Below are 26,942 nucleotides of genomic sequence, written 5' to 3' on the forward strand. Positions count from 1 at the left end.
GATTACGGCCTTTGGCCTCGGCGGCCCCGCCTAATCCGACCTACGTTCGCTCTTCATAACAAGAAAGCCGCACGGTGCATCCCAGCACCGCGCGGCTTTTTCCATGCGTAGGTCGGATTAGCGGCGCGCGCGCCGCGTAATCCGACACATCCATCATCGTTCAATACGCAGTGAGCGCCTTGGCGAACTTCACGATCCACAGCCGGCTTGGGCGTTCGCGGTCGTCGCCGCGCGCCACGCGGATGGTGTTGCCCGCGGTGCAGCCGACAGCGCTGCTGGTGACGATGGCGCCGTTGGCGTCGACCGTGCACTTGGTCACGTCGGCGTCGGCCACTTCCACGCCATTCGCGTCAAAGACCTTGGTTTTCAGGCCGAAGTCATTGTCGTTGGCCAGCGCGATGGTGGAGTCGTCGACCAGGGTCAGGCCTTCCGCCTTTTCCGCCGCCCAGCCGATGGCGTTCAAGTCCAGCAGCAGGGTTTTCTTCAGCGGCGTGACAGCCGCCCAGTCGGCGCCATTGACGGCCGCGCCGCCCATGCTGCTCTTTTCCAGGTCGGACGTCGTTGCATTGTAGGCGGCGGCCGCAATATCGGTGGCGCCCTTCAACTCGACCAGCATCAGCTTGTTGAACACCTTGCCCGACGGCGCGGCGCCCTGCTCGATGACGAGGAACTTGCCGCCGCCCAGCGCCACCATGTCGCCCAGCTTGGCATTGCCCGTGCGGCCATCCTGGTAGTCGGCGGCATTGAGCGGATACGCATACATCTTGCCGCTGGTGCCCGTGGTCGGGTCGAATTCGATCCAGCGCGTGAAGCGGGCGAAGCGCTCGACCTGCTCGGTCTTCTTCGTCACCGAATACATGGCCGTGCCGTCGGACAGGGGGCTTTGCAGGAAGGCGTACAGCTTGTCGTTGCTCGCGTCGAGGGTCATGCCTTCCATGCCGCGGTTCGCGCGGCGCTTGGCGAACAGCGCCGGCAAACCTTTGCCCGGCTCGTACTTGGCCTGGATCACGCCCGTGGCGGCGTCGATCTTGACGATGAAGGGACCGTATTCGTCCGATACCCACAGCGCATTGCGCTTGGCATCGACGACGATGGCTTCCGAATCGAGGCCGCCCGCATTGAAGACGGCCTTGCCGCTTGCGTCGAACTTCATCGCATCCATGACGGGAATCTCGGCCGAGTTGCCGACCGAGCCCACGGGCACGGGCAAGCCCGAGCTGTTGACCGTGGCGGACACCTTGATCGGCGTGCTCGACGCCAGCACGGCGCCGTTCTTGCCCACCGTGATCACGCCAAACGACGGGGTAAAACTGGGCGACGGGAAGATCTTGCTGCCGATGGTGCCCTTGCCCGATGGATCGGGCACCAGCGGGCCGTCGCCGTTCGGGCCGCGGTCCGTCAAGCCGTAGAATTCCAGGTCGCCGGCCGCGTTCTTGCCCTTGTAGGCCAGGCCGGAACCGTACGACGGCAAAAAGCCGTTCGGGAATTCGCCCTTGATCTTGGCATTCGCGCCTTCATACGGCACGTAGTATTTGTCGGCCGCCTGGATCTGGTAGCGCGTCACCGTGACTTTCACTTCGCCCACGGGATTGGCCTGCGTCAGCGCCTCGTTGACGGGAGCGCCCGCCTTGGAGGCGAGGGTATCTTCGAAATGCTCGCGCACGAGGGCGCGCCGCTCGGCATCGACCGTGCGGCTGGCGAACTTGCCGCCCACGCTGCCCAGGTGTGCGGCCAGGGCCGCGTTGAAGACGGCCGGGGCGCCGGAAAAGTCCAGGGTCTTGCCGGCCAGCGCCGCCTTCACTTCGGCCGTCAGCTTGATGCCGTTCGACGGATCGCTGTCGTCATCGAGCAGTTGCAGCGCCAGCAGGCGGTTGACGACCTTGTCGTCCGCCACATTCGTGCTGGCGGCCAGGGCCAGCGGCGTGACGATGGCGCCGCATGGCGCCGAGCCCAGGGCCAGGCCGCCCACGCTGAAGGCCACCGTATCGCCGGGGTTGCAAATGAATTCGCCCTTGGCATTGGTGCTGGCCTTGGCCGCGCTGCCGGCCACGTAATCGAGGCCTTCCACCGCGCCGTCCAGGAACACGCCCGTCTGCGCCACGGGCTTGGAAGGCTCCGCCGGCGCATTGTCGCTGCCGCCGCAGGCGGCCAGGGTCAGGCCGGCGGCCAGGGCCAGCAGGGTCAATTTCGGGATGGGCGTTACGGCAATTTTCATGCATTCCTCGGCTAAGGTGGGTGGAGTCAGCCGTGGAGCATAACTAATCAAAGTGACAAGGCAATGACAGCGGCTAGGCCTGTGGCGCATCCGCCACGGGTCCGCCGATGCCGCCAAAGCGGCCGTCGGCCTGGCGCCGGAACTCCTTGGGCGTGACGCCCTTCACCTGCAGGAAGCGGCGGTTGAAGTTGGCCACGTTCTGGAAACCCACGTCATAGCAGACGTTCGACACATAGTGATCGGTATCCATCAGCAGCTGGCACGCCTTGTTGATGCGCAGCCGGCTGATGAAATCCGTAAAACTGTTGCCCGTGGCCTTGCGGAAGAAGCGCGAGAACTTGCTCAGCGACATGCCCACCTGCTCGGCCAGCATTTCCGCCGAAATCGGCTCGCGGTAATTGTCCGTGATGTAGTTGAGGACGGAATTGACCTTGGCCAGGGTGGCGTCATCGTCGTACGAGCGCAGGGAAGCGCTCGACAGCAGGCGGTAGTTGGCCGTGCGCGCCAGCTTGCTCATCAGCTGGACGAATTCGGCGAAGCGCTGGGCGCCATGCGTGGCGCGGATGCGCGCCAGGTGCTGCTCCGCTTCCGCGCCCATTTCGAAAAACTCCACGCCGTAGCTGGAGCGCTCCAGCAGCGGCAGCAGCTCGCGCAGTTCGGGGATGACGCGCGCGGCGCCCGCCAGCGGCGCATGGGCGAACTGCACGATCATGTCGCGCAGGGCCACGCCCCCTTCCGGCATCACGTTGGAAATCCAGTTGTGCGGCAGGCGCGGCCCCGTCAGCACCAGGTGGCCGGGCGAGAATTCGCCGATATAGTCGCCCACGAACAATCGCCCGCTGGTGGCGACGATCAGGTGCAGCTCGTACTCTTCATGGCAGTGCCAGCGCACGCGCGAGCTGGGATAGCCATGTTCCAGGTAATTGATGATGCCGTCGTAGCTTTCGCGTTCCAGCTCTGGCGCCTTGCGCTCGCTGTCCTTCTGCCACAGGTGTTCCATGTTCTTCTCTCCCAGGCTGTCCCCGCCTGTGCCATCCAATGTACCTCAAAAAGCCTCATGCGCCAAAACGTCCCAGCGCCTGCTGGCGAAACTCCTTCGGCGTCATGCCCTTCAATTCCAGGAAGCGCCGGTTGAAATTGGCCACGTTGTTGAATCCCGCCTCATAGCAGATGTTGCTGACATAGCGCTCCGTCTCCATCAGCAGCTGGCACGCCTTGTTGATGCGCAGGCGGTTGACGAAGTCCGTGAAGCTGTTGCCCGTGGCGCTGCGGAAGAAGCGCGAAAACGTCCGCTCGGGCATGTCCACCTGTTCGGCCAGCTGTTTCAGCGAAAACTGGCTGCTGTAATTGTGCACGATGAAGTTGATGGCCGAGCTGATGCGCGCCAGGGCCACGTCGTCGTCGCTTGACTGCATGGGCACCGTCGACAGCAGCTGGTAGTCGCTGGTCTGCGCCAGTTCGCCCAGCAAGGTGAGGAACTCGATGAAGCGCGGCAGGCCGCTGCTGTCGCGGATGCGCTGGAAGCGCCGCAGCGACAGCTCGCTGACGCCGAAGAATTCCACGCCGTGCAGCGCGCGCTGCAGCAGCGGGAAAATCCCCTTCAATTCCGGGATGACGGCCGCCATCGAGGCCAGCGGCGGGTGCGAAAACTGGATCACCATGTCGCGCAGGGCCACGCCCTCAGCCGGCGTGTCCAGCGACACCCAGTTGTGCGGCACGCGCGGCCCCGTCAGCACCAGGTGGCCGGGCGTGAACTGGCCGATGTAGTCGCCCACGAAGACCTTGCCGCTCGTCTCGACGATCAGGTGCAGTTCGTACTCGTCGTGATAGTGCCAGCGCACCAGCGAATTCGGAAAGCCATGCTCCAGGTAGCGGATGAAGCCGAAGCTGCCTTTCGGCTCGAAGCCGGGCGTGGCGTCGCGCTGCTGTTCCAGCTCCATCTGCGGCAATGCGGCATCGGCCTTGCGTGGCATGGCGCGCCCTCCCCGTCAGGCGACGCGCTGTTCCAGCGCCGCGCGCGCGCCCAGCCCGTACAGGCTGGCCAGCGCCTCGCCCACCGCCTGCGTGAACGCCGGCGTGTCGCTCAAGTCGCCGAACAGCTCGCGCAAGGACAGCAGCGCCGCGGCATCCGCGCCGCCCTGCAGCGCCAGCGCGCGCAGGCGCGCCGCATACGGATCGTTCAATGGCATCTCGCGCCCCTGCTCGTCATGGCCTTCCAGGTAGCGGAACCAGCACGCCACCGTGAAGGCCAGCAGCGTGATGGCGCCGCCCTGGGCCAGCGCTTCGCGCACGGACGGCAGCACGAATTTCGGGATGCGCGCGGAACCCTCTGTGCCGATGCGCGCCAGCTGGTCGCGCACGGCCGGATTCGAGAAGCGCTCGATCAAGGTGTCCTTGTACTGCGCCAGGTCGATGCCTTCCACCGTATCGAGCAGCGGCGTCACTTCCTCATCCATCATGCGCCGCACCAGCCGGCGGATGCCGGGATCGCCCATCGCTTCATGCGCAAACGTATAGCCGAGCTGCATGCCGATGTAGCACAGCGCCTGGTGGCTGGCATTCAAGAGGCGCAGCTTCATCTTTTCATATGGCAGCACGTCGTGCGTCATCTGCGCCCCCACCTTTTCCCAGGCCGGCCGGCCCTGCGGGAATTCATCTTCGATGACCCACTGGCGGAACGGTTCGCACACGACGGGCCAGGCGTCGACGATGCCGAAACGCTCGCGCACCAGTGCCCGGTGTTCGTCCGTGGTGGCCGGCGTGATGCGGTCGACCATGCTGTTGGGGAAGCTGCCATGCATGGCCAGCCAGCGCGCCAGCTCCCCGTCGCGCAGGGCGACAAAGGCCAGCAGCATCTTGCGCGTCACGTCGCCATTGTTTTGCAGGTTATCGCAGGACATGATGGTAAACGGCGCCAGGCCACGCTGGTGGCGCAGGGCCAGGGCGGCGGCCAGGTAGCCGAACGAGCAGCGCGGCGCCTCGGGGTGCGCCAGTTCGTAGACGATGTCGGCATGGCCGGCGTCAAACTCGCCCGTGCCCTGGTTCACGTAATAGCCGCCCTCGGTAATGGTGAGCGCGACGATGCACGTGCCGGGGTCGGCCAGCTTTTCCAGCACGGCTAGCGGCTCGTCGGGCGCATACAGGTACTCGCCGATGCTGCCGATGATGCGCGCGCTATCGCCGGCGGCGCTGCGCTCGACCACCGTGTACAAGCCATCCTGCGCCTGCATGGCGTCGCGCATGGCCGCGTCATGCGCCAGCAGGCCCACGCCGCAATAGCCCCACTGCGCATGCTCATGGCCGGACAAGGCCAGCAAATCGTCGAGGTACACGGCCTGGTGGGCGCGGAAAAAACCGCCCACGCCGATATGCACGATGCTGGCCACGAGCGCGCCGCGCGCATACGCGGGCACGGCGACATTGGCGGGCAGGCGCGCCAGGTTCGCCTGGTTCAATGCGATGACTTCCATTACAGCGCTCCTTTCGCGGCCGCATAGGTCTTGCCGGCGCGGTCGAAATAATGCACGAAGCCCGGCTCGAACGTCAGGTGCGTCTGCTGGCCCGGCTGCAGGCTGCTGCGTTCCGCGCCGCGCGACACCACCTGCACATTGTTCGGCAGGCGCACGTAGGTGAGAGTTTCCACGCCCAGGGATTCGACCAGGTCGACGGTGACGGGCACGCTGCCCGGCTGCGCCGCGCCCAGGTGCACGTGTTCGGGGCGGATGCCGACAAAACCGTCAGCCTGCGCCGCGCTGCCCGCCTGCGCCAGCAGCTGCGGCGCCGCGTCGGCCGGCACCACGTTCATGCTGGGCGTGCCGATGAATTGCGCGACAAAGCGGTTGGCGGGACGGTCATACAGTTCCAGCGGCGAGCCATGCTGCTCGATCTGCCCGTCGCGCAGCACCACCACCCGGTCGGCCAGGGTCATCGCTTCGACCTGGTCGTGCGTGACATAGATGGTGGTGGCGCCCAGCTCGCGGTGCAGCTTGGCGATCTCGATGCGCGTCTGCACGCGCAGGGCCGCATCGAGGTTCGACAGCGGTTCATCGAACAGGAACACCTTCGGGTCGCGCACGATGGCGCGGCCGATGGCCACACGCTGGCGCTGGCCGCCCGACAGTTCCTTCGGCGTGCGTTCCAGGTATTTCCCCAGGTCGAGGATGGCGGCAGCCTTGTCGACCTTATCGCGGATGATGGCCGGATCGACGCCGGCCAGTTTCAGCGCGAACGACATGTTCTGGAACACCGTCATGTGCGGGTACAGCGCATACGACTGGAACACCATCGCCAGGTCGCGCTTGGACGATGGCAGGGCCGTGATGTCGCGCCCGTCGAGCGACAGCTTGCCGCCGTCGATCGGTTCCAGGCCCGCGATCAGGCGCAGCAAGGTGGACTTGCCGCAGCCGGACGGTCCCACGAAGACGACGAATTCGCCCTGCCGGATCTCCAGGTCGATGCCCTTGATGGCGCGGTGCTCGCCAAAGAATTTCTCGATATTGCTCAGTTGAAGGTAAGCCATGATAGTCTCATTTCTAATTTGTTTTCGATGCTTCCAGAAACCGTAGCGCGCGGTTCAAGTTCGGTTTGAGTAGCGGAGCTGTACGCATGCACAGTGAGCAACGGAGAGCCGAAATTGGGCCGCGCAGTAGGTTTATGGAGGCATCATTTACTTGACTGCGCCAAAGGTCATACCCTGGACCAGTTGTTTCTGGCAGAACCAGCCCAGCGCCATGATGGGCGCGATCGCCATCAGCGACGCGGCCGACAATTTGGCCCAGAACAAGCCTTCCGGGCTCGAATACGAGGCGATCAGCCAGGCCAGGGTGCCCGCGTTGGAAGCGCCCAGGTTCAGCGACCAGAACGATTCATTCCAGGACCACACCATGCACACGAGGGCCGTGGACGCGATGCCGCCCACGGACAGGGGCAGCACGACGTGGCGGAACTCATCCCACACGGTGGCGCCATCCATGCGCGACGCTTCCAGGATTTCGCGCGGCAGCTCCTTCATGCTCGTGTACAGCAGCCAGATCATGATGGGCAAATTCATCAGCATGAACATGATGGTCAGGCCGATGCGCGTGTCGAGCAGGCCGAAGTACTGGTAGCAGATATAGATGGGCATCAGGGCGCCCACGCCCGGCATGTAGCGCGAGCTGAGCATGAATTTCAGCAAGCCGATGGTGCCGCCCGTGGGAAAGAAGGCCATCGAATACGCGGCCGGGATGGCGATCAACAGGCCGATGGCCGTCGAGACGACGCTGGTAAACAGCGAATTCCACGCGTAGCCGAAGTAATTGTCGCGCGCCAGCACTTCGCGGAAGCTGTCCAGGGTGGGCGTAAAAAACAGCAATGGCGGCGTGGAAATGGCTTGCCCTTCCGTCTTGAAGGCCATCAGGCCCAGCCAGAAGATGGGAAAGAACAGCAGCAGCGCGCACAGCCAGGCGGCGGCCGTGCGGCCATACAGATTGAGTTTGCTATGCATCAAGGTCTCCTTATTTCGACAGATTCTTGCCGATGACGCGCATCAGGAAGAAGGCGGCGATGTTGGCGATGAGCACGGCGAACAGGGCGCCGGCCGAGGCCGCTCCCACGTCATAGGACAGCAGTGCCTGCTGATAGATCATGAAGGTGATGGTGGTCGTGTCGAAGCCGGGACCGCCGCCCGTGGTGGTAAAGATTTCCGCAAAGATCGACAGCAAGAAGATCATCTCGATCATCAGCACCACCGAGACGGCGCGGCCCAGGTGGGGAATGTAGAGGTAGCGCAACTGCTGCACATACGTGGCGCCATCCATGCGGGCCGCTTCCAGCTGCTCGCGGTCCATCGATTGCAGGGCCGTCATGAAGATCAGGCAGGCAAACGGCAGCCATTGCCAGGAGACCATCATGATGATGGAAAACAAGGGGTGGGCCGACAGCCAGTCGACGGGCGTGGCGCCAAAGAAGATGCTGATCTGCGCGAACAGGCCGTAAATCGGGTTGAGCAGCATGTTCTTCCACATCAGGGCGTTGACGGCCGGCATGACGAGAAAGGGCGAAATCAGCAGCACGCGCACGACGGCGCGCCCCGGAAACGCTTCATTGATCAGCAAGCCCAGCGCCGTGCCCAGCACCACCGTGACGAGCATGACGGAAAACAGCAAGGTAAAAGTATTCTGCAATGCCGGCAGGAACGAGGCATCGGTAAAGAAAAAATGGAAATTGGCCAGGCCATGGAAAGGATGGCCGCTGGGATCGAGCATCGAATAACGCACGAACGAGTAATACAAGGTGATCAATAACGGGATCACGGAAATGACGGAGACGGCGACCACGGCCGGCGTCAGCAAAGTCCGGGGGATAATGCGTTTCATAGGATTTCTCTTGGGGCAAGAAGGAACAATCGCCGGCAAAAATCTGGGGTCAGACCCGTCGGGTCTGACCCCGGCTTTACGCTATTGGAGCAAGCAAACTATGCAGCAGGCTTACTTGTAATACCCGCCCTTGCGCATTTCCCGCTCGGCCGTCTGCTGCGACAATTCCAGCGCCTGCTCCACCGTCACCTTGCCCAGCAGTGCTGCCGCCATCTGCTGGCCGGCCGCCACGCCGATCACCTGGAATTCGGGGATCGAGGCGAATTGCACGCCGACATATGGCGATGGCGGCAAGGTGCTTTGCACGGCGCGCGTGGTGGCCAGGGCCTTGCCTTCGGCGGCGGCAAATTTCGCCACTTTCTGGAATTCGGGGCTCGCATACGTGGACTTGCGCGTGCCCGTCGGCACGTTGGCCCAGCTGGTTTCCTTGGCCACCAGTTTCACGTAGTCGGGCGACGTGGCCCAGTTGATGAAGCGCTGCGCCTCGTTCGGATGCTTGGAGCTCGATGGAATGGCCAGCGACCAGATCCACAGCCAGTTGGCGCCCCGCTCCGTCACGCCGATGGGCGACTGGGCGAATGCCACCTTGTCGGCCACCTTGCTTTGCTTGGGGTCCGTGATGAAGGAGGCGGCAATCGTCGCGTCGATCCAGATGCCGCACTTGCCCTGGTTAAACAGCGCGAGGTTTTCATTGAAACTGTTGGCAGCCGCGCCCGGTGGGCCGTACTTCTTCATCAGGTCCACATACATGGTGACGGCGTCTTTCCACGGCTTGCTCGTGAATTGCGGCTTCCATTGCATGTCGAACAGCTGGCCGCCATAGGAATTGGCCATGGTGGTGATCAGGGCCATGTTGTCGCCCCAGCCCGGCTTGCCGCGCAGACAGATGCCGTACACGCCATTGGCAGGATCGTGCAGCTTGGCCGCCACGTCGCGCAGCTGGTTCCAGGTGGGGCGGTCCTCGATCGTCACGCCCGCCTTTTTGACCAGGTCGCTGCGGTACATGATCATCGAACTTTCACCATAGAACGGCGATGCATACAGCTTGCCGTCGCCGGACAGGCCTTCGCGTATGGCAGGCAGCAAGTCGTCGATATCGTATTTGACGTCCGGCTTGATGGGAATCAGCCAGTTTTTCTTGCCCCAGATGGGGGTTTCATACAGGCCGATGGTCATCACGTCGAACTGGCCGCCCTTGGTGGCGATATCGGTCGTCATGCGCTGGCGCAAGACGCCCTCTTCCAGGGTCACCCACTTGAGCTTGATGTCAGGATTGGCTTGTTCAAAGAATTTGCTGAGCTTTTGCATTTCAATCATGTGGCCGTTGTTGACGGTGGCGATGACCAGGTCGGTGGCGGCAAAAGCGGACGAGCTGAGGCAAAAGGCGCCGGCGCACAGCGCGGCAATGGCGGAACGTTTCATTGTGTGTCTCCAGTGTTTTTTGTCGTTGGCAATGCTCAGGTACTTAGCACCACGACCACAATGTAGCACCAGGCTTTGATACTTTCTGATACTCCAAAACCGCAATTCGATACTCTTTTGCAGGTCCACTATGCGCGAGAGTATCGGTATGCAGCAAAAACAACACTCTGAAAGAAAGTATCGTCACTTGTTCGTTTTGTATCAGGCTGGTTAAAAAAGCGCTGCTAGACTTGGTTTTCGGCATTAGACCGTGCGCGGTGGCCGTCCTGCGGGACGCCAGCGCTACCACCTACATTCTTCTGGAGACCGCATGAATCGCACTGCATTGAAAACCTTGCCTGCCCTGCTGCTGGCCATCGCCAGCGCTTCCGCCATGGCCGACCCCATGTACCCATCCGATGCCGAAGGCTTCCATGGCTATCTGCGCGCTGGCGCCGGCAGCAATACGTCGGGCGACGGCGGTTCGCAAGGCTGCTTCGGCCTGGGCGGCAATACCATGAAATACCGTCTGGGCAATGAGTGCGACGCCTACACGGAATTCGGCTACACCAAGTCCATCGCCAATTCCGGCGGCGTCAACTACCTGGCCACCATCTGGGTCAACGCGTACGCGCCGAATTCGGATTTCGGCGACAACAAGCTGGGCATCGTCAAGGCCTATGTCGAAGCGCAGGGACTCGATTTCCTGAACGGCGGCACGGCCTGGATCGGTAAACGTTTCTACTACCGTCCTGACATCCACATGCTGGACTTGCAATACATCAATATGAACGGCACGGGTGCCGGCCTGGACCGCATTCCTGCCGGCCCTGGTAAATTCTCGTATGCCTTCTTCAAGGACAACGATATCAACACCGTGTCGCCGACCGGCGTCGTCAGCACCAAGTCCGCCGTGCGCCAGAACTTCATCTACGGCGAGATTCCTGTGAATGAAAACGGCACCCTGGACCTGGCCGCCACCTACATCATCGGCGAAGGCAAGGACAACGACTTATACGGCAAGAAACACAACGGCTGGCAGCTGTCGGCCTTCCACCGTCAAGCCAAAGTCTTCGGCGGCGGCAATACCTTCGGCGTGCAGTACGGCGTCGGTCCCGGCACGGGCAAGGGCGCGCAGTTCGGCGCCTCGGGCGACACCAATTTCGGTTCGGACGTGAAACGCACGCGCATCTTCAATGACATGGCGATCCAGCCCCTGGCCAACTTCGGCATGGAATTCGTCGCCCTGTGGCAAAAAGACGAGTCCAATGCCAACGGTTCCTCGACCTGGACCTCGGTCGGCGTGCGCCCTGTGTACGCATTCACCAACAACTTCAAGCTGGTGGGCGAACTGGGCACGGACCGCGTGACGCAAGCGGGCGGCCTGCCGGCCAAGCGCCTGACCAAACTGACCATCGCGCCGACGATCTCGGCCGGTCCTGGCCTGTGGTCGCGTCCTGAACTGCGCGCCTTTGTCACCTACGGCAAATGGAACGATGCGGCCACCGCCTCGGTCAACGCGTCGAACAACGGCGGCCCGATCTACAACAACAATACCAGCGGCACGTCCTACGGCTTCCAGGTAGAGACGTGGTTTTAAGCTGAACCCAAAAGCACGCCGCGGTCGGCCCCTGAGGGTCCGACCCCAGTACTTGCATTCGGGTCAAAAAAAGGGCGGAACTGCGGTTCCGCCCTTTTTAGTTTACGACATCAGCAACCTTAAGGCAGCGCCACCGGCAATTCCGGATACTCCTGCGTCAGCGCATACTTGGTGCCGCCCACGGTGACCGTGTAGTTGGCCGGTCCCGAGATCGGCAAACGATAGTTCAAGGTCAGCGCCACGGAGCCGCCCGGCGCCAGCGATTGCCAGGCGGGAATCGCGAAGCGGGCCCGGTTGTAGTTCTTCGTGAAGCCGCCGATATTGTTCGGCCCCGTATAGCCGGCATTGATCACCGTCAAGCCGAAACCCGACTGGTCGCTCATGTCCGACGGCGCGGAAACGGGATAGTCGAATTCCACCACGGTGCCGCCCGGCAAGGTCGTCGTCGTGTTGTTCTTCACCGTCATCACCGGGTTGATGGGGAAGTTGTTATCGCCCAGCTTCCAGCCACCGAGGGTGATGCTGACGTTGGCCGCCGTGCCCGGCATGGCGATTTCGGCGCGCTTGTTGCCATACACGCCAGCCGTGCGGAAGGCCTGGTACAGCACGTCCGTCAGGGTGGTGCCCATGAAATACTCGCCCTTGCCGCCATTGCGCGTGGCATCCCAGGCATAGTCGCCCGCCATTTCCCAGATCATCACGCCGCCAATGTTGTTGTTGACGATGTACTGGGCCTTGGCCGCGATCGATTGCGTGGTTTCCGTGGAAATGAACACTTTTTTGGTCGCATTCCACAGCCACGGCGCCACCATGGTGCTGCTGTAGTACGGCACATAGGTACCCACCAGCGCCTTGTCCGTGACTTTATACGCGTCCAGGTAGCTCGGCACGATACCGTTCTGCAAGTTCAGCGCATGCCAGATGGGGTTGCCGCCGCCGGGCGTCGGTTTGCCCTGCGAGTCCAGGTCGAACCACACGTTGTCGATGCCGGTGGCGCCCGTGCCGCACGTCTTGGTGCCGGCGCACGTGACCGTGGAGCTGATCAACGGCGTCGTGCCCCACAGGCCATTGGTGCCGCCCGTCACATCCTTCCAGCCCCGCGTATAGAACGGCACGCCGATATTGATGCGCCCCGCCTGCATGGCGCCACGGTAGTAGCGGTAGGCCCAGTCCGTGTTCAGGTAGCCGATGTTCTGGAACTGGTAGGCATTACCGGCACGCAATTCGCCGTCGTTGCCGTCGTCAAACAGCGCCGCGTTCGGTCCCACGTACTGGTTCCACGCGCCGTGCAAGTCATACGACATCAGGCTGGCGTAATCGAGATATTTCAGTCCCGACATGTTTTCCTCGCCCCGCAAGACCCAGCCCGAGGCGGAACCGGCGATGGTCAGCAGGTAATACTTGTTGTCCTGCACGGCCGCTTCGTCGAGCTTCTGGCGCAGCACTTTCAGCAGCACGTTGTAGCTCGTCATCAGGCCCGCCAGGCGCGGTTTCGAGACGGCGAAGTCGTTCGGATTGCCCGCTTCATTGTTGGTGGTCGGATGTTCGTAATCGACATCGACGCCATCGAAGAAGTTGTATTGGCGCACGAATGCCACCATGGAATCGGCCAGGGTATTGATGCCGGCCGTGTTCACGCTGCCGTCCGCATTCGTCGTGGCCGTGTAGAAGCCACCGCTGCCGGCCCAGCCGCCCACGGAAATCATCAGTTTCACGCCCGGATACTTCTTCTTGTATTGCGACAGCAAATTGAAGTGGCCCTTGTACGGCAAGGACGGGTCCATGGCCGCGGCCGGCACGTTCGGCCACGTGAGGCCCGTGTCGGGATTGGCCGCGCCGCTGCCGATGGCGATCTTCGACGTGGCTGCATCGACGGTGGCGAACGCATAGTTCAGGTGGGTGATCTTGTCCCATGGCAGGTTATTCACCAGATACGTGGGACTGCCATCGACGCCCGTGCGCCAGCTGGCGAAATAGCCGACGATGCGCCGGTTCAAGCCATTGCCCAGCACTTCGCGGCCATTCGCGTCGTACACCTTGCAATAAGGCACATTCGGCACGGCCGAGATCAAGCCGTCGGGACGGCAAGCCGTTGGCGTCGGCGTCGGCGTTGGTGTCGGCGTCGGGGTCGGGGTCGGCGTTGGGGTCGGTGTCGGGGTCGGCGTTGGTGTTGGCGTCGGCGTCGGCGTCGGCGTTGGTGTCGGCGTTGGTGTCGGGGTCGGGGTCGGCGTATCCGTCACGGCCCAAGGTCCCCACTGGTCGTTGGCGCTGGGGACATTGCCCTGCGTCCACCACTTGGCCTTGTAGGTGACGCCCTGGTAAGTCACGCACTGGCCGCCCGTGTAGACGGTGGCGGCATCCCAGACGGCGCAAGCGTCGACGGTGGCGTGCAGGCTGTTCGGCGTGGCGGTGGTGCCATCCTGGCCCCCGCCGCAAGCGACGAGCACGCCGCTAAGCAGGGCCATCAATAATGCATTCGATTTCATGTGGTGTCTGTCTCCATTATGGTTTGTACAGCTAGTACATTGCGAGCTTGTTGCAGGCCCCTCGTGGGGCTCTTGTCAACTGTTATCCCTGGCTGGCATTTGCTGCGTTACTGCTACTGCAACTTCACATTCCAGTTGGCTTCCACGCATTTCACGTAGTTCCCCGCCTGCAAGGCGCTGTACGGGGTTTGATAGCTGACCAGCTGGCATTGGTTGTCGCCACCGGCGCTCCAGTTCTTTTCCCAATAGATGTTGTAGGAAGCGGAACTGGCCGGGGTGAAACGCTGCATATTGGCGCACGACAATTGTTCGCCGGAATAATTCCAGCCCATGTCCGTGGCAAATTGCTTGTAGTAATCGATGCGGTTTTGCGCGGCCTGCTTTTCCGTACCCTGCCCGCATTCGGCATTGATGATCATGATGGTGGTGGCAAAGTTATTGCCCGCGCCGGCCGCCGTATCGGCCGCGTTCGGCACCCACGTGCCGTCGAGCACGTGCAGCATCGACGGCTTCGGCGGTTGCGGATAGACAAAGAAGAACGTGGCCGAGGCCAGGTTCAGCCAGGTCGAGGCCACCAGGTCCGGGTTTTTCAGCAATACGGACTGGTCGCCGTCGTGCATGGCTTGCGAGAAGGGGCCGTAGTTGTAGTTGTACGACAGTTGCTTGGCGCCGCGGCCAAAGTATTTCTTGAAGCTGCCGTCGGCATTCGTGCCGCAGGTCCAGACCTTGTTGAAGACGGGGTCGGCGCACTCGACGTTGTAGCCGCAGCCGGCGCCCGTTTCGTCGCAGCCCAGTTCGCGCAAATACTTCAAGCCCTGGCGCCATTGCGGCAGCGGGCTGCTGGCGTTGTGGTCGCCCGTTTCCTGCCCGAAGTGGGAAAACATGGTGGCCAGGCTGTGGCGGCAGATGGCGTCCGCATTGCGCCCGTCGCTGTAGTCGTCGCACACGGCGGGGAACTTGGCCACGGCCTGTAGGAAGCGCTGGTAGGTGTAGCTGGCGTCGCGCGCGGCAAAATAGTAATCCCACTTCGCCGCCGGCAGCAGGCGCTCGACGCGCTTGACGTTGAGGGGATTGCTGGCCAGGCCAGGCTGCACGGCCTCGACGGCCGCATTGCCCAGGGTGCGGATCGACGCCTTGACCTTGCGGAAGAAATCGTTGTTCGTCAGCGCCGCCTCGTTGGCCTCGGCCTGGGCCCTGGTGGGCACGCCTGGCGTCGGCGTCGGAGTAGGCGTCGGAGTAGGCGTCGGCGTAGGTGTCGGCGTCGGTGTCGGTGTTGGCGTCGGTGTCGGGGTGGGTGTGGTGGTATCGAGGCTCCACGGTCCCCACTGGTCGTTGTTCGGCGCCGTGCCCTGCACCCACCATTTGGCCCGGTACACCTTGCCGTCATAGACGGCGCACTGCCCTGCCGTGTAGACGGCGCTGGCGCTCCAGGCTGCGCAACTGTCGCTGGCGGCCGTGGCGGCCAGCAGGGTCGATGGGGGTTCGGTGGTGGAATTGCCGCCGCAAGCGAGCAGCGCGCTGCCCAGCAGGCCAGCCATCAAAGGCGAGGCCAGCCGGCTAATTTGCCGTGTCTTCACAATGTCTCCTGAACGTTATACGAAAACTATCGAAGTAGCTTTTTATGTTGTACGTAAAGAAAGCACAGCGAAGCGTCGGCTTTCTGCACAGAGAATGCGACGCTAAAAATTGGTAGTCAAGTGGTTTTGCACAACACTGTTATTTACAATACCAGTGACTCCAGGCGGTCTTGCCACGCCGTGACAGGCGAAGAATGGAGAAAGAAAAAAAGGAAGCTTCCGCAGGCGGTACCGGCAATACCGCGCAAGCGATGGCGCGGCAAGTGGTATTAGCACTGCCGCGCCAGAATCAGACCGGTTTCGGCGCCGATTGCACTATTTCCGGGTAATACAGTTCATAAAACCAGCCATACGCACTTTCGATCTGTGCCTGGATGCGCGGCGGAATCGCATGCTGCTTGGGCGCACTGATGGTGGCTTGCTGGCGGTGCGTGTATTTCATGCGGTAGTGGCTGTCGCTTTCCTGAATGCCCACCGCCAGCGCCTGCGGGTCGATCTGGAATGGTGCCAGCCCCAGCCATGCGTACAGGTGCGACATGCATTCCACGGGCCGCGCCATCAAGTCTTCGAAGCGCACGAAATACAGTTTCTGCTGTACCTCGATGGGCAGGTCCAGCACGGCCTGCAGCGAACTCAAGGGGGCACCGATGGTGCGGTCCTTGGCAAACAGCATGTCGGCCCGCCCCAGGCGGTCGAAGTCGGCCAGGTGATCGACGAAGTCGAGCAGGATGGTGCGCTGGTGCTGCGCCTCGATGGACCCGTAGACTTGCCCCAGTTCGCGCACGCAGACGATGATTTTCGCTTCCGGCGCCAGTTGCAGCAGCATTTCCACGCAGTGTAGCCAGGCACGGTTCTTGTCGACCACGCCCTGCTTGTCGCAGTCCCGGTACCAGCCGCGCAAGAAACCCTGCATGGCCGTCTTCAGGTGGCCGTAGCTGGTCTCGAATGTCGTATCGAGTTGCGACAGGAAGAAGGCATCGTCGCTGACCATGCGCCGCATGCCCAGCAAGGCATTGCACAGGGGGGAACTATTGCCTTCGCAATGCAGGTCGGGATGCTGCGCCAGCAGCTGGCACAGCAAGGTGGAGCCGGCGCGCGGCAGGCCGGCCACGCCGATGAAATTGGATGTCATGCGATGTACTTTCTGTTCAGCGCTGCGCTTCCGAAGGAAAACAGGATGGTGCAGCAATTATATGAGTGTTGCAACGGCGCGGCGGCATAAAAAAATGCCGCTTCGAAACACGAAGCGGCATTTCCCCGTCCCCGCTGGGAGACGCAGCGTGCCTTACTGGTTGTCCTGGCGCGGGCCGCCAGCAGCCTCGGCCGGCAAGCGCAGCCCGCTATCGACCACGCTCAGGCGCAGGCCCGGCAAGACGTTAGCGACGACATTGCCCGCCAGCTGCACCACCGGTGCACTGCCTGCGGCGCCCTGCTCTGCCTCGCGCGGCGCATCCTGCGTGACGGCGGGCTTGCCTGGCGCTGCCTCGCCACTGGCGATCATGTCGGCCTGCACCATATTGCCTTGCGACGGCGCCACGGCGACAGCCGCAATCACGCTCGCGACAGCGCTTTGCAACGCTTCCGTCGGCTTGACTTTCAACACGCCGTCAACATAGTTCAGCGCATAGTTGTTCGACGCCTGGCCCGATGCCGATACCAGATAATTGCCTGCCGCGGAAGCCGTCGTCGCCGGTGTGCTGAACACCAGCTTGCCGCTCACTTCAGCAGCCAGCGTGTCACCGCCGAGCAAGCCGTTGTAGACGGCGCTGAAGTCGGGATTGGCGCGTCCCTGGTCTTTTTCAGCGTTGTCGACCTTCACCGTCAGCGCTGCCTGCGCAATCGTGGCCGTGCTGCTGGCGGTGCTGTTGACCACGTAATTGCCCGCATCCGCGCCGCTCAGGCGTATGCCGGCCACCGTCACCGTCTTGCCCACGCCCGCATTCTTGTCGCCGAAGCTGGCGCCATTGCTGGCAATGCTCAGCTGATCATTGCCGATGCGGTTGTCGCGCAGCGTGACCACGGCATTCGTCGTGGCGTCATACACCTTGTTGAGGGCACTGGCACTGACCGTCAGGGTGGCGGGCGTGATGTCCGCCGTGGTGCTGGCCTGGTTGCTCGCCAGTACATAGTTGCCCGCATCGGCGCCGCCCAGGCCCAGACCGCTGATGGTCACGGTCTTGCCCGCTGCGGCATTCTTGTCGCCGAATGTGCCGACGACGGGGGCGCTGGCCAGGCTCAAGGCATCGCCGGCCACCATGCCATTGAAGCTGGCCCCCGCCAGGTTCAGGCTGGCCGCCGTGCTGCCGTCGTACACCTTGTTCGCTGCTACGATACCGGCAATGGCGCTGATCGATGCTGGCGTGATGCTGGCCGTCAAGCCAATCGGGTTGCTGACCGTATAGTTGCTGGCCGAACCGGAACCGTCGAGCAAGGTGGTGCCGCTGACCGTCACGGCCTTCGCACTGCCCGCATTCTTGTCGCTGAACGCGGCCGTCTGGCCGCCGATGGCCAGGGTTTCGTCGCCCACCAGGCCGCTCAAGCTGCCGCCGATGAGTTGCGCCACCGCATTGCCGTCGTAGACCTTGTTGCCCGCCACCTGGCCCGTCACCGTCAGGACTTTCGGCGTGATGCTGGCCGTCACGCCCGTCGGGTTGCTGACCGTGTAGTTGCTGGCCGAACCGGAACCGTCGAGCAAGGTGGTGCCGCTGACCGTCACGGCCTTCGCACTGCCCGCATTCTTGTCGTTGAACGCTGCCGTCTGGCCGCCGATGGCCAGGGTTTCGTCGCCCACCAGGCCGCTCAAGCTGCCGCCGATGAGTTGCGCCACCGCATTGCCGTCGTAGACCTTGTTGCCCGCCACCTGGCCCGTGACCGTCAGGGCTTTCGGCGTGATGCTGGCCGTCAAGCCCGTCGGATTGCTGACCGTGTAGTTGCTGGCCGAACCGGAGCCGTCGAGCAAGGTGGTGCCGCTGACCGTCACGGCCTTGGCGCTGCCCGCATTCTTGTCGCTGAAGGCCGCCGTCTGGCCGCCGATGCCCAGGGTTTCGCCGCCCACCAGGCCGCTCAAGCTACCGCCGGTAAGTTGCGCCACCGCATTGCCGTCGTAGACCTTGTTGCCCGCCACCTGGCCCGTGACCGTCAGGGCTTTCGGCGTGATGCTGGCCGTCAAGCCCGTCGGGTTGCTGACCGTGTAGTTGCTGGCCGAACCGGAGCCGTCGAGCAAGGTGGTGCCGCTGACCGTCACGGCTTTCGCGTTGCCCGCATTCTTGTCGCTGAACGCTGCCGTCTGGCCGCCGATGGCCAGGGTTTCGTCGCCCACCAGGCCGCTCAGGCTGCCGCCGATGAGTTGCGCCACCGCATTGCCGTCGTAGACCTTGTTGCCCGCCCCCTGGCCCACGACCGTCAGGGCTTTCGGCGTGATGCTGGCCGTCAAGCCCGTCGGGTTGCTGACCGTATAATTGCTGGCCGAGCCGGAACCATCGAGCAAGGTGGTGCCGCTGACCGTCACGGCCTTCACACTGCCCGCATTCTTGTCGCTGAACGCTGCCGTCTGGCCGCCGATGGCCAGGGTTTCGTCGCCCACCAGGCCGCTCAGGCTGCCGCCGATGAGTTGCGCCACCGCATTGCCATCATAGACCTTGTTGCCCGCCACCTGGCCCGTGACCGTCAGGGCTTTCGGCGTGATATCGGCCGTGCCGCTGGCGATATTGCTGCCCAGAATGTAGTTGCCCGCGTCCGCGCCACCGAGGGTGATGCCGCTGACCGTCACCGTCTTGCCCGTGCCCGCATTCTTGTCGCCAAAGGCGCCGTTGCCGGACAACGTCAGGCTATCGTTGCCGATCTTGCCATTGAAGGTGGCCACGCCCGTGAGCGTGGCATCCGCCAGGCCGTCGTAAGTCTTGTTATTGACGCCCACGTTCGTCACACTGCTGATGCTTGCCTTGCCGATGTTGGCGCTCACATTGCCTGGGCTGGTGAAGGCGTAATTTCTGGCCAGGCCAGTGCCATCCTGCAAGACAGTACCGCTGATCGTGACCAGCTTGCCCGTGCCCGCGTTCTTGTCGCTGAAGGTCCCGACGCCGCCGCTGAAGCCCAGCGTTTCACCCGCGACCATGCCGTTCAAGGTCCCGCCCGACAACACAGCCGCCGTCGTGCCATCGTAGACCTTATTGCCCGCCGTCACTCCGGAGAGCGTGACGGCCTTGGGCGTGATACTGGCCGTGGCGCTGGCCGCATTATTGGTGAAATTGTAATTTCCCAGGTCGCTGCCGGACAGGGCGATATTGGTGATATTGACGGTCTTGTTGCTGCCCACATTCTTATCCGTGAACGCCCCGTTCGCACTGAACAATTGCACGTCGTCGCCCGCAATCTTGCCATTGATGACAGCCAGGCTGGGACTGAGGCTGACGTTGAGGTTGCCGTTATAGACCTTGTCCAGGGCAGTCAAACCGCTAATACCGGAAATCGTTGCCTTCGTGATATCGCCCGTCAGGCTGGCAGGCGCACTCAGCGTATAGTTGCTGGCCAGGCCGGTGCCATCGTTCAAGGTCACGCCGCCAACCGTAATGGTCTTGCCCGTGCCCGCGTTCTTGTCGCTGTAACTGGCGCCCTGGACGACAAAGGCCAGGGTTTCCGCGTTGACCAGGCCATTCAAGGTACCGCCGGTCAGGCTCGCATTGACCGTGCCATCGTAGACTTTATTGCCGCCACTCAAGCCCGTCAATGTCAACGCCTTGGCGCTGATATTGGCGCTGCTGGCGGCCGTGTCGCTGGCCAGGTTGTAATTGCCTGCGTCCGTGCCGCCCAGCACGATGCCGCTGACATTGACCGTCTTGCCATTGCCCGCATTCTTGTCGGCAAAGCTGCCGCTGGCGCCCGACACCGTCAGGTTGTCGCCGGCCACCATGCCGCTGAAAGCGGCGCCTGCCGTATTCAGGCTGGCGGCGGCGCTGCCGTCATACACCTTGTTGCCGGCCACGATGCCGGTCACGCCGCTGATGGTGGCCTTGCCGATATTGCCCGTCAAGCCAACGACAGGTACGAGCGCATAATTGCCGCCGGCGCTGCCGCCCAGGGTGGCGTTGGTCGTCACGGCAATGTTACTGCCTGCATTCTTGCTGGCATACGTGCCGCTCACGGCCGAACTTACATTGGCCAGGTCGCCAGCCAGCACGCCATTCAGGGTGCCGCTGATGGAGGCCGTGGTCGTGCCGTCGTAGACCTTGCCCGTCACGGCCGCGCCGCTCAGGGTCACGGACTTGGGCGTAATCACCAGGCCGCCATCGATATAGCTGATCGCATAGCCGGACTGGCCGCCCGAAGAGTACAGGCCGCTGGCCGACACACCATACGTTCCCGCGTTGACGGCGCCAGCGGCATTGCCCGCATACACAGGCGTGCCCAGCAGACTGGCGCCTGCCACCGTGTTCGAGTAGGTGACGCTATTGCTGCCGCCCGCATAGGCCACGCCGTCATACACCTTGCTGTCGTAGGAAACGCGCACGGTGATCTGCTTCATGAACGAGCGCAGGAAAGGCGCGCTCTGGCCATCGTAGACCACCCACATCTGCGCCAATTCCCAGCCGGCGCCCGTGTAGTTCGACAGGTTCTTCAGCTGCGTTGTCGTCATGCCCGTGCCGCCCGCGCTGGTCCCCTGGCCGCTGCTCTGCGTGTCCCAGTAGCTGCCCGTGACGCTGCCCGCATTGGCGCCCGCCAGGCCGCCCACGCTGCTGACACCGCTCACGCTGCCGTTCGTGTAGCTGGTGGCGATGCTGCCGTTATTGCTGCCGACCAGGCCGCCGACGGTGCTGCCGCCGCTCACGGCGCCGCTGGCATAGCTGTTTACCACCGTGCCCGTATTGCTGCCCACCAGGCCGCCGCCGGTGGAGGTGCTCGTCACGCCGCTGGTGGCAAAGCTGCCGCTGATCGTTCCCGCATTGCTGCCGGCCAGGGCGCCCACGTTCGTGCCGCCCGCCACGCTGCCGCCGGACAAGCCGATATTCGCCACCACGCCCCCGCTGCCGATGGCACCGAACAGGCCCACGTTGCTCGCCCCCGCCTTGGCGATGTTCAGGCTGGAAATGATATGGCCGGTGCCGTCCAGGCTGCCCGTGAAGGCCGAACCTGCCGTACCGACGGGAATGAAGCCCGTGCCGCCCCACACATCGTTGCCGTTCGCCGCCGTGCTGGCTGCGCTGAAGCTGCTGCCCAGCGTGTAGCTGGCGGCCTTGTTCATTGCCATCAATTGCAGCTGGTGCGTGGAATTGATGGTGTTCGACCACTCCGACGCCAGCATGGGGCGCGTACCGGCGCTCGCGCCATTGATGGAACCATCGCCGCTGACGATCACCCAGTTGTTGCCCGCCGCACCGGCAGTGCTAGTGAAATTGAAACCTGCGAAATTACTGCCTTGCAACATCTGCGCACTGGTCAGGCCCAGCGCGTTCGAGGTGGCAGCGTTGCCAGTCACGCCGATGGCGGCGATCGCGCCATTCAAGCTCTTGTCGAAATAGGCATTCGTCACCGTGCCGCCGTTGTTATCGCCGACGATCATGCCGACGCTGGCGCCCCCCGCCGTGAGCTTGCCAGAGTAATAGACGTTCGTCATTGTCGAAAGGTTGTAGCCGACGACACCGCCCACGGTGGAATTGGCAGTCACATTGCCGGTAGCGTAGCTGTTGCGTATCGGGCCATACGACAAGCCGACCAGGCCGCCGACGTTATTGCCAGTGCCTGTCACATTGCCGGTGGCATAGCTGTTATCGACCGTGCCGCCCGACTCTATCCTGCCCAGCAGGCCGCCCAGACCGGATACACCCGTGACATTGCCCGTGGCATAGCTGTTCGTCACCACGCCGGTGGTGTCGTTAATGGCGGCCAGGCCGCCGCCATAGCTGCCGCCAGCACTGCCGACGCTGATGGCGCCCGTGGCATAGCTGTCGCTGATCGTGCCGCGGTTGAAGACCGCCAGACCGCCGGCGAAATAATTGGCCGAGGTGGTGGCCACGGCACTGGAACTGCCCTTGATCAAGCCGCCGGCAGCATTCACGCCCACCAGGCCGCCGGCGGCGCCATACGCGCCGGCAACGACGGTGCCGGCGGCGCGGCTGTTGCTGAGCGTGCCGGCATTGGTGCCCACCAGCGCGCCCATGTTGATATAGCCGGAACCATGCACGGCGCCGCTGCTGGACACGTTCTCGATGGTGCCGTTGTTGCGCCCCGCCAGCGCGCCAATATCCGTGTAGCTGGCGCTGAACACGGCTTGCGAACCCGAAATATTGACATTGCTCAAGCTCAGGTTACGCACGCTGCCGGCGGTACCGATATTGCCGAACATCCCCACCGGCATCTCGGGGCGGTTGATGGTCAAGCCATACAGCTCATGCCCCAGGCCGTCAAACTTGCCCGTGAAGGGCGTCACGGCGCTGCCGATGGGCGCAAATCCCTTGCCAATGTCCCAGCTGCCCGTGGCGCTGGCATCTATATTGCTGCCCAGTACATAGTTGCCGGACAAATTGCCCTGCAAGCCCTGCACATCGTTGCCGCTCGTGCTGTTGAAAGCGCCCAGGCTGTTGATCACCTGATACACGGTCACGCTGCCGTTACTGCCCAGCTTGGTGCTGAAATTGTTACCCGATGGCAGGTCGACTTCCGCCTTGACGTTGTAGGTGGACAGATTGCCGGCGGCGACCCCGCTCTGGCCATATTCGAGCGCCAGGCTGGCCGTGCCCGCGCCGCGCATGGCCTTGTTGATATTGATATTGTTTTGCGCCGTCAGGGTCAGCTTGTTGGCCGTCCAGTTGATGTTGTCGTTGACGTTGATATTGCCCTGCGTGCCGCTGCCGCCCGAGACGCTCTGGATCTGCACATTGCCCGATTTCAAGGAATTGCTCAGGAAAGTGCCCGTCATGTCGCCGCCGGAAACGGCGATATTGAAATCGGTCGGATCGATCAGCCAGGTGCCGGACAAGCCCTTGGCCGACGCCGTCGTCACCTTCAGACCATCGTCGATCTTCACGTGCGCGGCCGAGGTGTCGATGAAGCCGCCATTGCCGCCCTCGGGCGCGCTGGCGTCCAGGGTGCCCGCCGCGTTTACCGTGCCGCTTTGCATGTCGCCCAGCAGCTTGATCGTGCCGCCGCGCGTGTCGATGCTGTGCGCCTCGATCACGCCCGTGTTGTTGACGACGGTTTTCAGCAAGTCGCCCGCCGCCTGCGCCGTGAGGACCACGCTGCCGCCATCGGCCTGGATCAAGCCGCCGTTATTGACCAGCGCGCCCACGGCGCCCCGGTCCACCGCCACGTTCAGCAAGCCGTCGCCCGCCACGTCCAGGGTGATGGCACGGCCCGCCGCCAGCGCTACCGAGCCCAGGCGTGCCTGGATCGTGCCCTCGTTCGACACATTAGCGCCCAGCAAGGCCACATAACCGCCCGGCGCGCTGATGCTGCCCTGGTTCAAGACCTTGCCCGTGCCATTGCCGGCAAACTGGTACTTGCCCGCCATGAAGTCGGCGTTGCTGATATCGAGGGTCGAGGCCACCAGGCCCGCCGTGTTCACGGACGCGCCGTGGCCGAACAGCACGCCGTTCGGGTTGACGATGAACACCTTGCCATTGGCCGACAAGTTGCCCAGGATGGTCGTGCCGTCATTGCCCAGCACGCGGTTCAGGGCCACCGCGTTGCTGTTGGGCTGCTGGAACTGCACCGATTCGCCCTTGCCGATATTAAAACTGGCCCAGTTGATGACGGCGTTCTGGCTGCCCTGCCGGATCACGGTATTGCCCGGCGTACCATTGATGGAAGCCTGGCCCGCCACCACGGTGCCGCCCGCCGGCCCCGCCAGGGCCAGGGAGCCATACCCGAGCATCAGCGCCGCCGCCATGCTGGTCAGGGCGAAATGCGCGCCGCCCCCGCTGCTGCCCGGCATCGAGCGCTTGCCGGCGGATTTGACGTTTTCGGAAACGGCGGCGTAAGCGCCGGTGGCCTGGTTCCAGATGGAGCGGTAGATGCGGTTCATGGCTGTGTCCTGATTTTTTAGCTTGTATTAGCTTGTATTAATTTAGAAGTACTTAACGGCTTGCAGCCAGAAGCGGCCTGCCGCATCCGGTGCCGAGGTCGCCTTGGCATTGCCCAGCTTGTGCGCGTAATACGCCTTCAGCACGAGCGCGTTGGCGCCCGTCCACGTCGCGCCCACACCGGCCCCGCTCAAGGTGCGGCGGTTCTCGCCGGCGCTCCAGGCATCGCGGTTCAGCTTGACGGTGCCCGTATCGGCAAACGCCAGCGCCTGCAACTGGCCGGGAAAGGCCGTGAACGCCGTCACGTTCTGGCGCAGTTCCACATTCAGCACATAGCCCTGATCGCCATACGCTTCGCCGCCCGGATAGGCGCGCACGCCGCCCACGCCGCCGATGCCCATCTTCTCGGACACATCGAGGTTTTTCGACGCGGCCTGGCCACTGAGAGTGCCGAACAGGCTCGTCTCGCCGCCCAGGCTTTGCACGCGCGCACCATTGAAGGCCAGCTTGTTGAAGTGGCCGTTGCTCTTCACCGTCACCTGGTCGAGCGCCAAGGTTGCCAGCGTCCCGATATCGATCTTGCCCGTGGTGTACGTGACGGAATACGTGCTGGCGCCACCACCGCCCCAGCCATCCTTGCTGTCGCCATTCAGGTTCAGCATCCACACCTTGGCCTTCTTGTCGTTGACGCTGCCCGTCGATTCCGTGCGGTCCTGGAAAGTCTTGTCGTCATAGCTCACTTGCGCATACAGGTTGTTGCTGCGCGAGCGGATCAGCGGATAACTGCCGTAGGCGCTGGCGATCTTCGCCGTTCCCTTGGCGTCGAGCACGGCAAATTCCTTGCCCAGCTTGTAGTCCATATACGTGTAGGCGCCGCCCAGGCGCAGCAAGCCCGCCTGCCCCTGGTAGGCCAGGCGGCCATAGTTCAAGCCGTCGGCCGAGGTGAACGCGCGCACGGTGGCCACGTCGCCGATGCCGGCCAGTTCATTGATGTTCAGGGTGGCGCCGATGCGGTTGCGGCCCGTATAGCGGTTGCCCTGGTTATCCAGGTCGATGCTGCCGTTGAACCGCGATCCAGGCTGCACGTCGACGATCAGGTCAGACGCGCCCAAGGACGCCCCCGGCGCCAGGGTCGAGCTCACCTGCACGCCCGGCAAGTCCGACAGCAGCAGCAAGCGGCGCTCGAGCGGCGCCGTGGCGATCGCCTGCCCGTCCAGGCCCGCCAGCACGGTGCCGGCCAGGCCGTCGGACAGATTGCTCTGGTTGCGCAATTGCACCTGGCCATACTGGCCAGGCAAGACGCTGATCGTGACGACGCCATCCTGGATATCTTGCGCGGGCAGATAGGCCTGGGCCAGGAAATAGCCGCGGTTCTGGTAATAGCTGGCAATTTTGGACGCCATGGCGCGCAGCTCGCCCAGGGTCAGTTCGCTGCCTGCGGTAAATCCCGAGGCGGCCACCAGTTCGCTCTCGGTAAACACGGGCGGTGCCGTGATCTGCAGGCGCTGCACGGTGATGCGCGTGGTGTCGCCCACCGTGGTGGCGGGCACGTTGCCCTGCTGGACACGGATGGCGGGCGGCGCTTTTGGCAACGGGGGGGCGGCAGGAATCTGCTGCAACTGGCTGCCGGCGCCAGGAGGATCGACGGCCCAGGCGGTCTGGATCATCAGCAACAGGGTCAGCGGAAGTAATTTGGTGTTCAAGGTCATCCTTTCAGGCGGCGCGCCCACGCCAGACCCACCGCTTCCGGCTGCACTGACGGGGAATACAAGAGCTGAATGGAAAAATACTTTTTTGACATCAATGTTAAATACAATGACAATGAAAAAATAAAATTCCCATCAGCAACATTGATCCATTTTAGCGCGCCATTGAAGGAGGAAATACCTGTCCGGGGGTCTCTTTCACCGTATTGGTGCAGCCCGTATGCATACAGCGCCAACATCCGCGAAGTGGCCTAAAAATGCTGTGTTTCAAAGAAAAACTCGTTGTCTTTGTGCAACAACGTTGACCGTCTGCCACTACCAAGATGCTATTCCACGCAGGCCAAACCATGAAAAAAGGGAGGGTTGATTATTATTATCGCAATATAAAACATTGTTATTTTTACGACATGAAGATATACCTCCAGCTCAGTACTTTTGTACTGCACGTTCGCATGTCACATTATTGTAAAAATGAGATGCAAAAAATATACAGCGAGTTTGAAACCCGGCACTTGGCAATACCCGTGCGGGCACGCGATGGTCAGCGCTGCAAAGAAAATGGGAGGCCAGCCGGCACGTCAGCACAA

General features: G+C 62.9%; 14 protein-coding genes. 1 reads left to right on the forward strand and 13 read right to left on the reverse strand.

Annotated elements, in window-relative coordinates:
• Nucleotides 1–160: 160 nt before the first annotated feature.
• The 8 genes from VPH41_RS17795 to VPH41_RS17830 all read right to left on the reverse strand — a co-directional run bounded on the left by VPH41_RS17795 (nucleotide 161) and on the right by VPH41_RS17830 (nucleotide 9,993).
• On the reverse strand, nucleotides 161–2,215 hold the full coding sequence (locus tag VPH41_RS17795; protein ID WP_328570976.1) for an esterase-like activity of phytase family protein: 2,055 nt from the start codon (nucleotides 2,213–2,215) through the stop codon (nucleotides 161–163).
• Nucleotides 2,216–2,288: 73 nt separating this feature from the next.
• Nucleotides 2,289–3,215, reverse strand: coding sequence for an AraC family transcriptional regulator (locus VPH41_RS17800; RefSeq protein WP_328570977.1), 927 nt, complete (start codon nucleotides 3,213–3,215; stop codon nucleotides 2,289–2,291).
• Nucleotides 3,216–3,270: 55 nt separating this feature from the next.
• Nucleotides 3,271–4,188, reverse strand: coding sequence for a helix-turn-helix domain-containing protein (locus VPH41_RS17805; protein ID WP_152257202.1), 918 nt, complete (start codon nucleotides 4,186–4,188; stop codon nucleotides 3,271–3,273).
• Between the two features lie 15 nt (nucleotides 4,189–4,203).
• A complete protein-coding gene (locus tag VPH41_RS17810) occupies nucleotides 4,204–5,685 on the reverse strand; it encodes a mannitol dehydrogenase family protein (protein WP_328570978.1) in 1,482 nt (493 codons plus the stop codon).
• Entirely contained in the window at nucleotides 5,685–6,734 is a 1,050-nt protein-coding gene (locus VPH41_RS17815) for an ABC transporter ATP-binding protein (protein ID WP_287777914.1), read from the reverse strand. The genes VPH41_RS17810 and VPH41_RS17815 overlap by 1 nt, the downstream gene beginning before the upstream one ends.
• Before the next feature lie 147 nt (nucleotides 6,735–6,881).
• The gene (locus VPH41_RS17820) at nucleotides 6,882–7,700 is read right to left on the reverse strand and encodes a carbohydrate ABC transporter permease (RefSeq protein ID WP_070219870.1); all 819 of its coding nucleotides are present in this window, start codon (nucleotides 7,698–7,700) and stop codon (nucleotides 6,882–6,884) included.
• A 10-nt stretch (nucleotides 7,701–7,710) separates the two neighbouring features.
• Nucleotides 7,711–8,571: a carbohydrate ABC transporter permease gene (locus VPH41_RS17825; RefSeq protein ID WP_152282576.1), complete on the reverse strand. Its 861-nt coding sequence runs from the start codon at nucleotides 8,569–8,571 to the stop codon at nucleotides 7,711–7,713.
• Nucleotides 8,572–8,682: 111 nt separating this feature from the next.
• A complete protein-coding gene (locus VPH41_RS17830) occupies nucleotides 8,683–9,993 on the reverse strand; it encodes an ABC transporter substrate-binding protein (RefSeq protein WP_328570979.1) in 1,311 nt (436 codons plus the stop codon).
• A gap of 310 nt (nucleotides 9,994–10,303) precedes the next feature.
• Between VPH41_RS17830 and VPH41_RS17835 the strand changes: the two genes are divergently transcribed.
• Nucleotides 10,304–11,572 carry a maltoporin gene (locus VPH41_RS17835; RefSeq protein ID WP_328570980.1) on the forward strand — a complete coding sequence of 423 codons (1,269 nt, stop codon included), beginning with the start codon at nucleotides 10,304–10,306 and terminating at the stop codon, nucleotides 11,570–11,572.
• A 119-nt stretch (nucleotides 11,573–11,691) separates the two neighbouring features.
• Here the strand turns inward: VPH41_RS17835 and VPH41_RS17840 are convergent, their stop codons facing one another.
• The 5 genes from VPH41_RS17840 to VPH41_RS17860 form a co-directional block, all read right to left on the reverse strand.
• Nucleotides 11,692–14,058 carry a chitinase C-terminal domain-containing protein gene (locus VPH41_RS17840; RefSeq protein ID WP_328570981.1) on the reverse strand — a complete coding sequence of 789 codons (2,367 nt, stop codon included), beginning with the start codon at nucleotides 14,056–14,058 and terminating at the stop codon, nucleotides 11,692–11,694.
• A gap of 113 nt (nucleotides 14,059–14,171) precedes the next feature.
• A complete protein-coding gene (locus VPH41_RS17845) occupies nucleotides 14,172–15,635 on the reverse strand; it encodes a glycoside hydrolase family 19 protein (protein WP_328570982.1) in 1,464 nt (487 codons plus the stop codon).
• Between the two features lie 289 nt (nucleotides 15,636–15,924).
• On the reverse strand, nucleotides 15,925–16,767 hold the full coding sequence (locus VPH41_RS17850) for a sulfotransferase family protein (RefSeq protein WP_328570983.1): 843 nt from the start codon (nucleotides 16,765–16,767) through the stop codon (nucleotides 15,925–15,927).
• A gap of 153 nt (nucleotides 16,768–16,920) precedes the next feature.
• Nucleotides 16,921–24,651: a YDG domain-containing protein gene (locus tag VPH41_RS17855; RefSeq protein WP_328570984.1), complete on the reverse strand. Its 7,731-nt coding sequence runs from the start codon at nucleotides 24,649–24,651 to the stop codon at nucleotides 16,921–16,923.
• Between the two features lie 42 nt (nucleotides 24,652–24,693).
• The gene (locus tag VPH41_RS17860; protein WP_328570985.1) at nucleotides 24,694–26,352 is read right to left on the reverse strand and encodes a ShlB/FhaC/HecB family hemolysin secretion/activation protein; all 1,659 of its coding nucleotides are present in this window, start codon (nucleotides 26,350–26,352) and stop codon (nucleotides 24,694–24,696) included.
• Nucleotides 26,353–26,942: the final 590 nt, after the last annotated feature.

It is taken from the genome of Janthinobacterium sp. P210006, assembly GCF_036231885.1.
Classification (GTDB): Bacteria; Pseudomonadota; Gammaproteobacteria; order Burkholderiales; family Burkholderiaceae_D; genus Janthinobacterium; species Janthinobacterium violaceinigrum.